Source organism: Pedobacter sp. GW460-11-11-14-TSB4 (assembly GCF_059423705.1).
Genome location: NZ_JBWKYI010000001.1, coordinates 1 through 15,147, shown reverse-complemented (window position 1 = coordinate 15,147; position 15,147 = coordinate 1). Strand labels below are relative to the sequence as shown.

At 40.0% G+C, this 15,147-nt stretch carries 12 protein-coding genes; 9 read left to right on the top strand and 3 right to left on the bottom strand.

The features are described from left to right. The first annotated feature begins 96 nt into the window (after nucleotides 1-96). Nucleotides 97-1,446, top strand: coding sequence for an alpha-L-fucosidase (locus AC07YT_RS00060; RefSeq protein WP_086546536.1), 1,350 nt, complete (start codon nucleotides 97-99; stop codon nucleotides 1,444-1,446). Between the two features lie 225 nt (nucleotides 1,447-1,671). On the opposite strand, the gene cobA is transcribed toward AC07YT_RS00060, so the two are convergent. Then, entirely contained in the window at nucleotides 1,672-2,436 is a 765-nt protein-coding gene (gene cobA / locus AC07YT_RS00055) for a uroporphyrinogen-III C-methyltransferase (protein ID WP_086546537.1), read from the bottom strand. A gap of 253 nt (nucleotides 2,437-2,689) precedes the next feature. On the opposite strand from cobA, the gene nirB reads away from it, so the two are divergent. From nirB to AC07YT_RS00020, 7 genes are all read left to right on the top strand, one after another. Further along, entirely contained in the window at nucleotides 2,690-5,203 is a 2,514-nt protein-coding gene (nirB, locus tag AC07YT_RS00050) for a nitrite reductase large subunit NirB (RefSeq protein ID WP_086546538.1), read from the top strand. 37 nt (nucleotides 5,204-5,240) lie between these two features. After that, the gene (gene nirD / locus AC07YT_RS00045) at nucleotides 5,241-5,588 is read left to right on the top strand and encodes a nitrite reductase small subunit NirD (protein WP_029276048.1); all 348 of its coding nucleotides are present in this window, start codon (nucleotides 5,241-5,243) and stop codon (nucleotides 5,586-5,588) included. Between the two features lie 58 nt (nucleotides 5,589-5,646). Beyond that, the gene (locus AC07YT_RS00040; RefSeq protein ID WP_494945110.1) at nucleotides 5,647-6,042 is read left to right on the top strand and encodes a hypothetical protein; all 396 of its coding nucleotides are present in this window, start codon (nucleotides 5,647-5,649) and stop codon (nucleotides 6,040-6,042) included. Between the two features lie 32 nt (nucleotides 6,043-6,074). Further along, nucleotides 6,075-7,439 carry an MFS transporter gene (locus AC07YT_RS00035; protein WP_086546539.1) on the top strand — a complete coding sequence of 455 codons (1,365 nt, stop codon included), beginning with the start codon at nucleotides 6,075-6,077 and terminating at the stop codon, nucleotides 7,437-7,439. Nucleotides 7,440-7,474: 35 nt separating this feature from the next. Then, complete coding sequence (locus AC07YT_RS00030) at nucleotides 7,475-11,026, top strand: molybdopterin-dependent oxidoreductase (RefSeq protein WP_494945109.1); 3,552 nt, start codon at nucleotides 7,475-7,477, stop codon at nucleotides 11,024-11,026. Between the two features lie 424 nt (nucleotides 11,027-11,450). Beyond that, nucleotides 11,451-11,957 (top strand): nitrate reductase associated protein, encoded by a 507-nt coding sequence (locus tag AC07YT_RS00025; RefSeq protein ID WP_086546540.1) that lies wholly within the window; start codon nucleotides 11,451-11,453, stop codon nucleotides 11,955-11,957. Between the two features lie 3 nt (nucleotides 11,958-11,960). Beyond that, nucleotides 11,961-13,442 (top strand): rubredoxin, encoded by a 1,482-nt coding sequence (locus tag AC07YT_RS00020; RefSeq protein ID WP_086546541.1) that lies wholly within the window; start codon nucleotides 11,961-11,963, stop codon nucleotides 13,440-13,442. Here AC07YT_RS00020 and mobA read toward each other — a convergent pair. Then, nucleotides 13,437-14,021, bottom strand: a complete 585-nt coding sequence (gene mobA / locus AC07YT_RS00015; protein ID WP_086546542.1) for a molybdenum cofactor guanylyltransferase — start codon at nucleotides 14,019-14,021, stop codon at nucleotides 13,437-13,439. The genes AC07YT_RS00020 and mobA overlap by 6 nt on opposite strands. Before the next feature lie 11 nt (nucleotides 14,022-14,032). Further along, entirely contained in the window at nucleotides 14,033-14,716 is a 684-nt protein-coding gene (locus tag AC07YT_RS00010; protein WP_086546543.1) for a Crp/Fnr family transcriptional regulator, read from the bottom strand. Between the two features lie 198 nt (nucleotides 14,717-14,914). Here AC07YT_RS00010 and AC07YT_RS00005 point away from each other — a divergent pair, with 198 nt between their 5' ends. Continuing rightward, nucleotides 14,915-15,115: a hypothetical protein gene (locus tag AC07YT_RS00005; protein WP_086546544.1), complete on the top strand. Its 201-nt coding sequence runs from the start codon at nucleotides 14,915-14,917 to the stop codon at nucleotides 15,113-15,115. Nucleotides 15,116-15,147: the final 32 nt, after the last annotated feature.

The following is a 15,147-nucleotide window of genomic DNA, read 5'->3' as shown; positions in this document are numbered from 1 at the left end:
CCAATTCGACTTAATATTTTGCTCATATCCGATCATTTTAGAAGCGTGCACCTCCTTAAATTAGCTTTTTAATCCCTAACCAATAGAAATCACACAATGAGAAAAACAATTTTATCAGTTTTGGTAATGTTAAGCCTAATCCTACCTGGCTTTGCTCAAAAACGCTTAGGCAATGAAACAGCAGCCCAAAAAACCAAACGAATGGAATGGTGGACAGATGCTCGCTTCGGCATGTTTATTCACTGGGGCCTGTATGCTTTGCCAGCTCGCCACGAATGGGTAAGAAACTATGAACGCATTACCAACGAAAACTATCAAAAATATTTTGATCAGTTCAATCCCGATCTGTTTAATCCAAAACAGTGGGCAAAAGAAGCTAAAGCTGCCGGTATGAAATACGCCGTTTTAACGACTAAACACCATGAAGGCTTTGTGCTTTTTGATAGCAAGTACACCGATTATAAAGCAACCAATACACAGGCAAAAAGAGATTTGGTAAAAGAATTTGTAGAGGCTTTCCGTGCTGAAGGCATAAAAGTAGGTTTCTATTATTCTCTTATTGACTGGCACCACCCCGACTTTACCGTAGACAAGGTTCATCCTTTACGACCTGAAAAAGAATCTGAAGAGGCTTATGCTGCCTTAAATAAAGGCAAGGATATGGCCAAGTACCGCAAGTACATGTATAACCAGGTTACAGAATTATTAACCAAATATGGTAAGATAGATATTCTCTGGGCAGATTTTTCGTACCCTGGAAAAAATGGTAAAGGCCGCGATGATTGGGGTTCGGTTGAGTTACTGAAACAGATCAGAAAATTACAACCCGGAATTATTGTTGATAACCGCCTCGATTTAAACGACTATGAAGATGGTACAGATTTCGAAACGCCGGAACAGGTTAGTCCGAAAGAACTGGAAAAATACCGCGGTAAAGTTTGGGAAACCTGCCAAACCTTTTCAGGCTCATGGGGATACCACCGGGATGAAAATACCTGGAAAAGCAATAGAAAATTATTAGATCTATTAATCACCTCTGTGGCTAACGGCGGTAATTTATTGCTAAATGTTGGTCCTACTGCGCGCGGTGAGTTTGATAACCGGGCAAACATTGCTTTAGACAGCTTAAGCCTTTGGATGCATGCCAATTCGAAATCTATCTACCATTGTACTTTTGCCCCGGCAGAATTTAAAGCACCTGAAGGCGCAAAACTTACCTATAACAACGACACAAAAAAACTATATGTGCATCTGTTCGAATATCCAAATACTGGCTACATTACACTGGATGGATATAAAGACAAAGCAAAGTATGCACAGTTTTTACACGATAACTCTGAAGTACAGATTGATGCGCAAAAATCGACCGGAAACACACTGGTATTAAAGCTACCAAAGAAAAAACCCAACTTTGAAATCCCGGTAATTGAACTGACGTTAAATTAATCTACCTATATTAATGATTCGCCTGCAAGCTAACCCTTGCGGGCTTTTTTTATATATAACATTTAGACAGTTAATTCTATTTAACTGACCATTAAGACTTAAGGGCGTAAAGATTTTAGCATCGCATAAGCAATCAATTATGAATCTATAAACCATTACCAATATACTAATAATCAAGAACGAATGAACTAATGACCAATGAACTAATGAACCAATAAACCCTTACTATGCCGACAAAAGTTCTCCCTGATTTAAGTTCGCATAAGCTTTAGCCTGCACTACGTTACCAATGATAATAATGGCCGGATAAGTTAAACCAGCCTTTTCTGCAGATTCCTCCAAATGCTGAACCGAACACACTACTTGTTTTTGATTGGGTAAGGTAGCATGTTGAATAATTGCAGCAGGCATTTCACCTAAACCCGCGTCGGAATAAGCTTTAGAAATTTCGCCTACTTTTTTCATACCCATATATACAACAACGGTAGCCGAACTTTTCATGGCACATTTCAGATCATCGGTTAAACTTCCGTCCTTTTTGGTTCCGGTAAGGATCCAGACACTTTCACTAATTCCACGGTGTGTTAAAGGGACATCGATAAAACCAGCCCCCTGCATACTACTTATACCTGGAATATAATGACATTTAATCCCTCTGGCCTCTGCATAAATCAATTCTTCGAATCCCCTGCCGAAAATAAAGGGATCTCCACCCTTTAAACGCACCACAACCTGATAATTCTGGGCATTTTCGACAATTAATTCATTTATTTTCTCTTGTGGCGTGTATTTTCCATAAGGTTGCTTGCCAACATAGATCATTTTACATGCTTTCGGAGCAATTTCCAGTAATTTTTCATTACTTAAGTTATCATAAAGTATAACTTCTGCTCTTTTTAACACATTAAAAGCTTTCATTGTGATTAATTCCGGGTCACCAGGACCTCCACCCATTATAAAAAGTCCAAAATCAGTAGTTTTTTGATCCATAATTTTAATGATTTAACTATTTAAGAATAAAAGTGATGAAAATTTATTAAAAAATTAAATATTCTATGATAAAAATCACACTTTAACAACTTTTAATACAATTAAAGACTATATTTGACTATCAAAAATCATATAAATACTAAATTTTATGATTTAAAAAGGATTATTTAATAAAAATTAATAAAAACAAATAATTCGAAACAAAAAAACAACCAATAAAACTAAAAAAAAACACTAAACACCTTTAAGATTTATGAAAGAACCACAAATAATCGTAATAGGAAATGGAATGGTGGGATATAAATTCTGTGAAAAGCTTAGATCCAAAACTTCTTCTTTTAATCTTATTGTTTTTGGAGAAGAACCTCGCAGAGCTTACGATCGTGTTCATCTAAGTGAATATTTTAATGGCAAAACAGCCGACGACCTCTCTCTTTCTACAGAAAACTGGTACCAGGAACAAAATATTACCTTATTTCTTAATAATCCCATTACCAAAATAGACCGCGAACTTCAAAAAGTTTATACCGCCAATGGTTTAGATTATAGCTACGACATTCTTGTTTTTGCCACAGGGTCCGGTGCTTTTGTCCCGAATATTCCTGGAATCGAAAAAGAAGGCGTTTTTGTTTACCGTACGATAGAAGATCTCGACCTGATTAGCAATTATGCAAAAAAGGCCAAAACCGCTTCTGTCATCGGCGGTGGACTATTGGGATTAGAAGCTGCTAAAGCACTGATAGATTTAGGCATCGAAAAAACAAGCATCATCGAATTTGCACCGCGCCTAATGCCAAGACAAATTGATGCTGCCGGTAGCGACATGCTTAAATCTAAACTGGCTGATCTGGGTTTACAGATCCATTTAAGTAAAAATACCACGAGTATCGAAGGCGATGGTCGTATTACGGCATTAAAGTTTAGTGATGATACCGCATTGGATGTTGATATGTTAGTGATTTCTGCCGGTATAAAACCTCGTGATGAACTGGCGAAAGCCTGCGGCATTGAGGTTGGTCCACGCGGAGGAATTGTAGTTGATGAGAAAATGCAGACCAGCGATCCTGCTGTATTTGCCATTGGCGAATGTGCTTTATATGACGGAATGATTTATGGTTTGATTGCTCCAGGTTATGAAATGGCCGAAGTGCTGGCCGCAAACCTTTGCGAAGGTGATAAAACTTTCACCGGATTTGATATGAGCACCAAACTTAAACTGATTGGCATTGATGTAGCCAGTTTCGGCGATAATTTTATTACAGAGCCAGATTGCCGCACCATCATTTTCGAAAACAAACACAAAGGCGTTTATAAAAGAATAAATGTTAGTAATGACGGGCAATACCTTTTAGGAGGTATATTAATTGGAGATGCAACAGCGTATAACCTGCTGTTGCAGACCTCTAATAACCGCATTGTATTACCAGAAAATCCTGAAGAACTGATACTGGGTGCACGCGGAGGAAGCGAAGCTGCTGGCGGCGCCGGAATTACAGGTTTACCAGACAGCGCATTAATCTGTAGTTGTGAAGGCGTTAGTAAAGGCGATATCTGCACCGCAGTCGCTGATGGCACTTGCGAAAACATTGATGACCTGAAAAAATGCACCAAAGCAGGTACAGGTTGTGGTGGTTGTTTGCCGATGGTAAAAGATTTAATGACTTATACCTTAAAGTCGCAAGGTAAATATATCAAGAATGTAATTTGTGAACACTTTAACTATAGCAGACAAGAACTTTTTGACCTTATCCATATCCACGAATTAAAAAGTTACGACGAGGTACTGGATGCATTAGGCAAAAACGATGGTTGCGAAGTGTGCAAACCATTGGTATCCTCACTCCTTGCAAGTCTTTGGAACGAAATGATCCTTAAAAAAGGAAACGATGTGGCTCAGGATAGCAACGATCGTTTTCTGGCCAACATTCAAAAAGGTGGCTCATATTCAGTAGTACCAAGGGTTCCGGGTGGAGAAATTACACCCGACAAGCTAATTGTAATTGGCGAAGTAGCTAAAAAATATAATCTGTACACCAAAATTACAGGTGGTCAGCGGATTGATCTGTTTGGTGCACACCTTAACGACCTGCCCATTATCTGGGAAGAGTTAATTGCAGCAGGTTTCGAAAGCGGACATGCTTACGGAAAGGGCTTAAGAACAGTAAAAAGCTGTGTTGGCAGTACCTGGTGCAGATTTGGTTTACATGATAGTGTGAGTTTCGCCATCAGAATTGAAGAAAGATACAGAGGCATCCGTGCGCCACACAAATTTAAATCAGCGGTAAGCGGCTGCATCAGAGAATGCGCAGAAGCCCAAAGCAAAGATTTTGGCATTATTGCTACTGAAAAAGGCTGGAACTTATATGTATGCGGAAATGGCGGGAGCAAACCGCAACACGCCCTTTTATTGGCAACAGACCTCGACAGCGAAACCTGCATTCAGTACATCGATAGATTTTTGATGTTTTACATCCGCACTGCCGATCCGCTTACCCGAACAGCAACCTGGCTGAACAAAATGGAAGGCGGAATAGACTACCTGCGGAATGTAATTATCAACGATAGTTTAGGAATGGCGGCACAGTGGGAAAGCGAAATTGAAAATTTAATCGCCACCTATAAATGCGAGTGGAAAGAAGCGGTAGAAAATCCGGCCATCAGAAAAAGATTCTCTCATTTTGTAAATGCGCCCGAAGAAAAAGACCCAACTATAGAATTTGTAGAGATGCGTGGACAAAAAAGAACCGCCGAATGGAAAACATTTTAATCAATAATCTTTAACAAACCTTATAAAACCCAAAATTATGAATGAACAATCAAATTGGCTAGCAGCCTGCCGAGTCGAGGATGCCATTGAGAACGGTGGCGTTTGTGTAAAACATGGTGAAGATCAGATTGCACTTTTCTATTTCACCAGAAGAAACGAGTGGTATGCCACTCAAAACGAATGCCCGCATAAAAAGCAGATGGCATTAAGCCGTGGAATGATTGGCTCCACTACCGATGAACCTAAGGTAGCCTGCCCTTTTCACAAAAAAACATTCTCATTGAGCACTGGCGAATGTTTAAGTGGCGACGAATGCGCCATAAAAACCTACCCTGTAAAGATAGAAAACGGAACTGTTTATATTGGCACAACGCCAAAATCTTAACCTGACCCAGTAAGATTTAAACTTTTCTTGATAAAAATTTAACCCAAACCAAACCGACATGAAGATTTCTAATTATGTAGCCTTAACAGGCTGCCTTGCACTTACCTTGTTCTTTTTTCCTGCTAAATCGCAAACTAAAGCCGTTTTATTCGATGGTACTATCGTTGCCGGCTACGTTGATCACGGTGCTTTTATCAACTGTACCGGACCGAGTATAAAATTCAGCAAAAAACCCTATACCGTTTTATTGGGGCTACTTCCAAGTTTACGGATCAAAGAAGATAAAGTGGCTGCCGGTGCGCCTAAAAACGCAGCCCTTACCCCTAACCTCGGCTTTGGCTTAACGGCAGCCTTTCGCCATATCGCCTTACAAGTACCTTTGTACTACAACCCTAAAACTGCAGTCAAAAATGGCGAATGGAACGTTGGCGTAGGTTTAGGCTATAAATTTTAAATAACCCATTGATCACGTTTAAATCAACCATTATGACACAGCATACTACTCAACCACTAGATAAACTTAATATATTTTCGCTTAAAGGTGTTCAGATGAAGACCTTTCACATCACCTGGTTAACTTTCTTCTTCTGTTTCTTCGCCTGGTTCGGGATGGCGCCCCTGATGAAGATAGCGAGAGAGCAGCTCCATCTGACCAAAGATCAGGTGGGTAACATCCAAATTGCATCAGTATCGGCCACCATTATTGCCCGTTTACTGATCGGAAGATTGATTGACAAATTTGGCCCTAAACTGATCTACACCTGGCTTTTGGTACTCTGTGCCATTCCGGTATTGTTAATCGGAACCAGCCATTCTTACACTTCCTTTTTACTATTCCGCCTGGCCATTGGCGTAATTGGTGCATCATTCGTAATCACCCAATTCCATACCTCGATTATGTTTGCTTCGAACATCAAAGGAACCGCAAATGCAACGGCAGGCGGCTTTGGTAATGCCGGTGGTGGTGCGGCCAATTTGTTTATGCCATTAATTGCATCCGGAATTACGGCTTTAGGCTTTTGCAGCACCGAAGATAGCTGGCGTTATGCCATGATTTTCCCAGGTGTAATGCTTTTAATCTGTGCCTTTTTATATCACCGCTATACTTTAGATACCCCAAAAGGTGATTTTAAAGACCTTAAAGATGAAAGCATCAAAAGCAACAAAAACACCTTCTTAATTGCAGCGAAGGATTACCGCACCTGGATTTTAACCATCGCCTATGCCGCATGTTTTGGCGTAGAAATTACGGTAGACAACTTTGCACCAATCTTTTTTACAGATTCATTTGGCGCAACCATAGCAGTTGCCGGAATGGTTGCAGGCATTTTTGGATGGATTAATATTTTTGCCAGGCCACTGGGTGGCATTGTTGCCGATAAAATTGGCAAAACCTGGGGATTTGATGGCAAAACACTTTTGCTCGCTTTACTGCTTTTGGTAGAGGGAATCGGTTTAATCTGGTTCGCGAAATCGGGGAATATCGGAATGGCTATTTTCATGATGTTTGTTTTCGGCCTGAGTTTAAAAATGGCCAACGGCGCAACTTACAGCCTTGTTCCTTTCATTAATCCACTTGCAGTTGGTAGCGTAGCCGGTATTGTAGGTGCTGGTGGAAATATCGGTGCCATGCTCATTGCCTTTATGTTTAAAGCTAAAGCCAGTCATGCGGCTAAAAATGTAATCGAAAATGGCCACAACGTTCAAAAAGACCTGATTGATTATACCAGCGCTTTTACTTTACTTGGTTTTATTATCCTCGGAATTGGTGTTGCAGTATTCATCTTCAGGACCATTATGGCACAAAAAACAGCTGAAATAGAAGACCTGGTACTAACGCCCAGCAAATAAACAGCGCGAAAAAACCTATTATACAAGCCGATCATTTGAAAGCAGAAAAAAACATATCGCCGAACAAAACGACTACCTGCTGTTATTGCGGGGTGGGTTGTGGCATTGTGATCAATAAAGATATCCATGAGCGCATCACTGTTGAAGGAGACAAAAACCATCCTGTAAACAAAGGTATGTTGTGCAGTAAAGGCATGAATCTTCACTATACAGCGAACGATAAAAGCGATAGGCTGCTTTACCCCGAAATGCGCTACAACAAAAACATGCCCCTCCAAAGGGTAAGCTGGGATACCGCACTGGAAAGAACAGCAGCAGTTTTTAAAGCATTGATTAAAAAACATGGTCCCGATAGCGTGGCTTTCTATGCCAGCGGACAGTGTTTAACTGAAGAATATTACGTAGTAAATAAATTAATTAAAGGATTTATCGGCAGTAATAACATCGATACCAACAGCCGCTTATGTATGAGCAGTGCGGTTGTTGGTTATAAAATGAGCCTTGGTGAAGATACCGTGCCCATTAGCTATGATGATATTGAAATTGCCGATTGTATTTTTGTTGCAGGCGCAAACCCGGCATGGTGCCATCCTATCCTATGGCGCCGTGTTGAAGCCGCAAAGGAGAAAAATCCTGATTTAAAAATCATTGTTAGCGATCCCCGAAAAACACAAACCTGTTCGCTTGCCAATGTCCATTTACAGCTTAACCCGGGCACTGATATTACCCTTCACCATGCCATTGGCAGGTGTTTAATAGAAGATGGAAAAATTGATGCTGATTTTATAATCAACAGCACCAATGGTTACGAAAAATACCATACCACCGTTTTTGAAACCTCAGTAGCCGAGGCAGCAGCTATTTGTGGCATCAAAGAAAGTGATATCCGTTTAGCCGCATCTTACATCGGCAATGCAAAAGGTTTTATCAGCATGTGGACGATGGGACTTAACCAAAGTGTGGTGGGCACCCATAAAAACCTTTCATTAATTAACCTAAACCTGATTACCGGCCATATCGGCAAACCTGGAAGCGGACCATTTTCGCTTACGGGACAACCAAATGCCATGGGTGGCCGCGAAGTTGGCGGTTTAAGTAATTTATTACCTGCACACCGCGTTTTAGCCAACGAAAGTCACCGTAATGAGGTTGAAAAATTTTGGCAGATCCCATTGGGTACCATACAAGCTAAGCCAGGCTTAACCGCCACCGAAATGTTCGATGAACTAAATACTGGAAAACTCAAAGCTGTATGGATTTTATGCACCAATCCTTTAATCAGCCTGCCCGATGTTCGTGTAGCCGAAGAAGGATTAAAAAAAGCAAAATTTGTAGTCGTTCAGGACATTAGCAACAAAGTAGAAACCTTAAAATATGCCGATGTAGTTCTACCTGCAGCGGCCTGGGTAGAAAAAGAGGGTACCATGACCAATGCAGGTCGTTATATCTCTTACCTCAGTAAAGTAACCGAAGCACCTGGAGAAGCTTTAGCAGATTCAGAAATTATCTGCCGGTTTGCAAAAAAAATGGGTTATCATGGTTTCGACTTTCAAAACGCTTCCGAAATATACGATGAGCATGCAGCTTTAACCGAAGGAACCAATATTGATATCAGCGGCCTCAATTATCAGATTTTAAAAGAAAAAAGAGCTGTTCAATGGCCATACCCAAAAGAAGAAAAAGCATTCGGAACAGCCAGGTTATTTACCGATCACCAGTTTTATACCCCTGACAAAAAAGCCAATATCCTGTCATTTGATGATCAAAACCAATCAGAAGCTTTAACCCCTGAACATCCGCTGATTTTAACCACCGGAAGAATCAGGGATCAATGGCATACACGGAGCAAAACAGGTAAGGTAAATAAACTGAACCAGCACATTAGTGAGTCATTTTTAGAAATTAACCCCATTGATGCCGAGATTCGGAACATTAAAGACAGCGACATCATCGAAATTTCAAGTTTGCGGGGAAATGTTCGTGTAAAAGCAAAATTTTCTGAAGATATTAAACCCGGAGTGGTTTTTATGCCCATGCACTGGGGAAAAATCTTAAAAAGTGATTTAAACCGGGTGAATAACCTCACGAATAACCTGGTGGATCCACAAAGCAAAGAACCTGATTTTAAGTTTAGTGCTGTAGAAGTAAAACTATACAAAAAAGCGCGACAAAAGATCATTGTGATTGGGGCAGGTGCAGGCGCCTGTGGTTTTGTTAAAAGTTACAGGGCTTTAAATACCGAAGATGATATCGAAATTTTTAGTAAAGAAAATTTCCCCTTTTACAACCGGGTACTTCTCCCCGATTATATTATTGGCACTTTGCCCTGGCATAACCTCATTAAAATGAGCGATAGCGAGGAAACCGATTATAGGATTAAACTGCACCGGGGATTGGGTATCGACAAAATTAACAAAGAAGATAAAACCGTTACCGATAGTAATGGCGAAATCCACCCTTACGACGTTCTGCTTCTGGCCACAGGAAGCAGGGCTTTTGTGCTTAAAGATATCCCTAAACTAAATGGTATATTTACCATGCGCAGCCGTAACGATGCCGACAGCTTTAAAAAACATGTTGATACCACAAATGGGAAAGTTGTTATTGTTGGTGGTGGACTACTGGGGATCGAACTGGCCACTTCACTAGCCGAAACCGGCTCCAAAGTAACCATCATCCAAAGGATATCGAGATTAATGGGGCGGCAGTTAGACGCACTGGGCAGTCAATTACTGCATGAAGAATTGATCAGCAAGGGTATCGAAATTTTCTATAACGACGAGGTAGACCGTATTATCGGCGAAAAAAGTATTACGGGCATGCGTTTAAAAAGCGGACTATTGATCGATTGCGAATCTCTGGTAATCGCCATTGGTACCGTTCCGAATACCGAACTGATTAAAGAAGCCGGTATAGAATGCAAAAGAGGCGTTGTGGTTGATGAATACCTGAGGACCAATGAAAAGGATATTTATGCCATTGGCGAAATTGCCGAATTTAAAGGCCAGATGTATGGCATTACCGCAGCAGCAGAACAACAGGCCGAAATCGTGGCACGTTTTCTTTGCGGAGATATTGCGAAATTTTACCAGGGTAGCTTGCTCATGAATATCCTCAAAATGCACAGTTTAGAACTCTGCTCTTTAGGCCTGGCTGAGATACCCAATAACGATCCCACCTACGAAGAAATTGTTTTCATTGATAAAGCAAAACGGTACTATAAAAAATGCATTGTACACAACGATAAACTGGTTGGAGCGATATTAATTGGCGATAAAAGTGAATTCCTGGAGTTCAGAAACCTGATCGAAAATAAAATGGAGCTGAGTGAAAAACGGCTTCAACTATTAAGGAGTGGTAAAACCACCGAGCCAATTATTGGCAAAACCGTTTGCAGCTGTAATAATGTTGGCGAGGGCAATCTGATCAATAAAATAAAAGATGGCTGTAAAGATCATTTGCAACTCTGCCAGTTAACAGGTGCGGGAATGGGCTGTGGCAGCTGCCGGCCAGAAGTAAAGGCAATTTTGGATTCGTTTGTAAACGTTTTAAAAACAGAACCTAAGCCGGTTTTAGCAGATACATGATAAGTTTTGGCGATCCGTCATCCTGTCCCGAATGTTTCGGAATCAGGATCTATCCTGTAAAAAAGATGCTGAAACGAATTCAGCATGACGTAACGCATTGAAACATTAAAGAGATGATTAAAATAAAGAAATGATAGATTTCGGTGATTCTTCATAAGCTTGTATCATAATACGAATTGTCATCCTGAGCTTGTCGAAGGACTTTGATCAAATCCCCTATGATGTGTGTCGACTACTCGTCCCGATTCTTCGTGAAGCAATCTTTATCGTAGGTTGGAAAGATTGCTTCGTCGTTCCTCCTCGCAATGACGATCGATTTTAGAAAATTGTCATTAGTAAACGACCAGGAATACCATAAGCTTTAAGATTCCCGCCTGCGCGGGAATGACGACAGATTGTTAAAGAATATTTATAATTAAACAAAATGATGAAATTAAAAATGGGTCCTTCAGAATTTAAAAACCTTAAAGGGATTGAATATTTTAAGTTCGAAGAAGATTTTATTGAAGAAAATATGCGTTGCATTCCTATGGTTGTCCGTTTTAAGATGGATGCTGCAGGAATAAAGTTAAAATTGGCAGAATGGAGCAAATTTCATCCATCAGAAAGAATCCAGCTGGCGTTATTACCGGTTTCAACCCAGGAACAAACAGATAAGTACCATCAATTTCTGATAGGCCTGATTACGAAATATACCGGAAACCAGGCTACAACAATGGCGATCGACCCTTTACCCGACTGGGGAAATCTGCATCAAATCCCTTCGATGCTGAGCGAAAAATCGGCCGAACTGCAGCTTCAGCTTTCCATAAACCAGTGGCGTAAACTCACCAACATCCAAAGGTTTGCACTTTTAAAATTATGCCGCCCAGGACACGAAAACAAGAACTTCCCTAAAGCAATAGTAGAATTTGGACTTCTAAACAGTTAAGCCATGTATCAAACCATCATCATTAACTTTCCAGGTGGCATCATATCACCGGGCAACCTGTACAACATCCTGGTTGCAGCAACAAAAGCAAGGATACAATATGTTCGTTTTGGGCTCCGCCAGCAGTTATTGATTGATACGACAACCTACAATATTGACATCTTTACGGGTGAAATGAATAAACTCGGGATCGATTATGAAGTAGACAGCAATAATTTCCCGAACATCATCAGCTCTTACCCAGCCGAAGAAATTTTTATCCGTAAAACCTGGCTTACCGAAGGTGTGTATAAAGATATTTTGGATGACATCGATTTTAAACCTTCCATAAAAGTAAATATCTGCGATAGCGATCAGAGTTTCACGCCCATGCTAACAGGCAATATCAACTGGATTGCCTCTTCACAATCCGAACATTACTGGCATTTGATTATCCGCTTTCCAAAAACCAATGTAACCTACGAGTGGAACCAACTCTGCTACACCAATCATATCGCTCAGGTAACCAAAGCATTAGAAACCATCATTAAAAACAACCCCACAAGCTTTGTGGATAATGCCTTGGCTAATGGCGAAGATCTTTTTGCACAATTAGATCCGGAAAACCTCATTCTTAAACCAGCTGAAAATACAGTATCCTTATCTTCATTTAACCTGCCTTACTACGAGGGCTTAAACCGCTACAACAACAAATATTGGCTGGGCATTTACAGGCGTGATGAACTTTTCAGCATTGCATTTTTAAAGAAACTGTGCCAACTTTGTTTAGACACCAAACTCGGTCAGTTGTGTTGTACTTCCTGGAAAACCATCATTATAAAAGGGATTGACGAGAAAGATAAAAACCTTTGGAATGCGCTGCTTGAAGAATTTGAGATTAATATGAGGCATGCAGCCAACGAGCTAAATTTCCAGGTAGAAGATAACTGCAACGAAGGTTTGGCATTAAAAAGCTTTCTGGTTAAACATTTAAGCATTGATGATACCCGAACATTTGGGATCTGCTTCGGCATTAAAACCCGTAAAAAAAGTGAGGTTTTTAGCAGTATCCTGATCCAAAAACGCCACTTGTTTGATGTATTGGGATTAAAACTATTCCCTGTTTATGATATCCTTTGTGCTAAAGATTTTAATCCCAACGAACGTACCGGTGAGATTTTTAGCCGAAGTAACCCCAGCTTTCTGTTGCCGGAACAAATAAGGCGTTCGATATTCAAGTTCTATAAATATCGTTTAAATGCCATTAAAACAGGTAAACAAAAACAAAGCTTGCAAACAGAAGAAACCATAATAAAAGATGGCGATTTTCTATATCAATGTAATAACTGTTTAACGGTTTATAATGAGCGGATCGGAGAAACTGAAAACAACATTAATCCGGGCACTGCATTTAAAGATTTACCGGATGATTATTGCTGCACGCTTTGCGAGGGAGAGAAAAATAATTTCACTAAAATTGATCAATCCGCTTTGCAATTATTATAAGCCATTAATTTCGGCATGAGAATTAAAATTCCCGAAATAACGATAATCAGCGTCATCAACCACAATTTCGCAAACATGCAAATTGCTTAAAATGTATTTCATACTGTGTTTAGGCAAACCGCTGGTTTGAAGCAGGTGCATTATATTTTTCAAACCTGCAGCTTTATAAATCCCACACAAGGGTTCTTGCTGCTTATCCTTAATGAAAATATAAGCATCAAAAGAATGATCAGTTTTAAATGAATGGATAAGTTTTTCCAGCAATCGGGCCTCCATCATCAGCATATCACAGGCCAATAAAAACAAATCTTCTTCAGGATTTGATAAGTGGGCAGAAAGTACACCTAATAATGGCCCTCTGATATCAAGTGAAGGATTGTCTACAATTAACTGCTCCTTTACAAAATAGCCCGCATAGGTTTCTTGCTGCGATGGATTAACTGAAAATTTTACGGGGAGCTCAAGCGAGCTTAACTTATCGCATGCCAACTGTGCCCATAGTTTATCCTGATGGCTGAGTAAACCCTTATCGGTGCCCATCCGTAAACTCTGTCCACCGCATAAAACGATTCCCAACATATAAACCTTAATTATTTGTTACTCAAATCTGTCAGCCCGGCTTCGTTTAAAATACCGATTTGCTTTCCTTTTACTACGATTAACTTTTCAGCAAGCAGTTCATTCATGGTCCTAAAAACGGTTTCGTAAGTTGCGCCCGTAAAAGCAGCCAGATCCTGACGGCTTAATGCTAAATTTAAAAATCCTTCAGCATCCAATCCAAATTGATCCCTCAATCCTAAAATAGCCACGGCAAGCCTTCCTTTAACCGACATGAGTGCTAAATTGCGCATTTTCTTTTCCGAGGCATGCAGCTCGTCAGCATAAAACATTAATAAACCGTAGGCAAATTCCTGGTTTACTTTTATGGTGCTTTTAAAAAAATCGATGTCAACGAAGCAAAGTTTAGTGGTTTCTAAAGCCGTTGCCGATATCGGATAGGTAGAAATACGGCTGCTGATTCCCCGATGTCCGATTATCGCCCCATCGTTTGCAAATCTTAAAATCAGTTCCTTATCGCCCCATTGTTTATGCACTTTTACATTGCCCGAAGTCACAAAGTAAACACCGCTCACCGGATCACCTTCTTTGATAATTACTTCCCCTTTTTTAGCGATAAAATTCCGTTTGTGGGCCTCAATGGCAGGATGCCATTCTTTTAGCGTAAGTTGGCACATAAAACAGGTTTTAAGATCGCAGTTGCTATTTTTCTTCATATTAATCAGGGATGTTGGGTAAAAATAGCAAATGATTGCACAATTATATGCCTATGGTGTGCAAATTCAGTGATTCTTCACTATTGTTGAAAATTTTATGAGAATAAAACTCATTGAAATAGAACACTTAGCATTTTTTACAGGCATCCTCACCGCAAAGATGTTTAAAGATATGCCATCAAATCATAATTTTGTGTTATGGCAAATACAAACGTTAGAAAATCAATCCAGAATAAGATCGAATCATTAGGTAAGGAAATCGAAACCTTACAATCAGAATTAAAAAGATGGGAAAAAATTGCAGCCGATTACGAAACCAATTCGGAAAGCATTGATTTAATTTTATCGATACAATTACCAGAAAAACCTGAACCAAAAGCTAAAAAGGTAAAATTGTAAAAGGATTTAAAAAAGAAAACCCGGACAAATGT

Coding starts and splice junctions, on each gene's coding strand:
- AC07YT_RS00060 (WP_086546536.1), top strand. CDS start 97: ATGAGAAAAACAATTTTATCAGTTTTGGTAATGTTAAGCCTAATCCTA.
- cobA (WP_086546537.1), bottom strand. CDS start 2,436: ATGGATCAAAAAACTACTGATTTTGGACTTTTTATAATGGGTGGAGGT.
- nirB (WP_086546538.1), top strand. CDS start 2,690: ATGAAAGAACCACAAATAATCGTAATAGGAAATGGAATGGTGGGATAT.
- nirD (WP_029276048.1), top strand. CDS start 5,241: ATGAATGAACAATCAAATTGGCTAGCAGCCTGCCGAGTCGAGGATGCC.
- AC07YT_RS00040 (WP_494945110.1), top strand. CDS start 5,647: ATGAAGATTTCTAATTATGTAGCCTTAACAGGCTGCCTTGCACTTACC.
- AC07YT_RS00035 (WP_086546539.1), top strand. CDS start 6,075: ATGACACAGCATACTACTCAACCACTAGATAAACTTAATATATTTTCG.
- AC07YT_RS00025 (WP_086546540.1), top strand. CDS start 11,451: ATGATGAAATTAAAAATGGGTCCTTCAGAATTTAAAAACCTTAAAGGG.
- AC07YT_RS00020 (WP_086546541.1), top strand. CDS start 11,961: ATGTATCAAACCATCATCATTAACTTTCCAGGTGGCATCATATCACCG.
- mobA (WP_086546542.1), bottom strand. CDS start 14,021: ATGTTGGGAATCGTTTTATGCGGTGGACAGAGTTTACGGATGGGCACC.
- AC07YT_RS00010 (WP_086546543.1), bottom strand. CDS start 14,716: ATGAAGAAAAATAGCAACTGCGATCTTAAAACCTGTTTTATGTGCCAA.
- AC07YT_RS00005 (WP_086546544.1), top strand. CDS start 14,915: ATGGCAAATACAAACGTTAGAAAATCAATCCAGAATAAGATCGAATCA.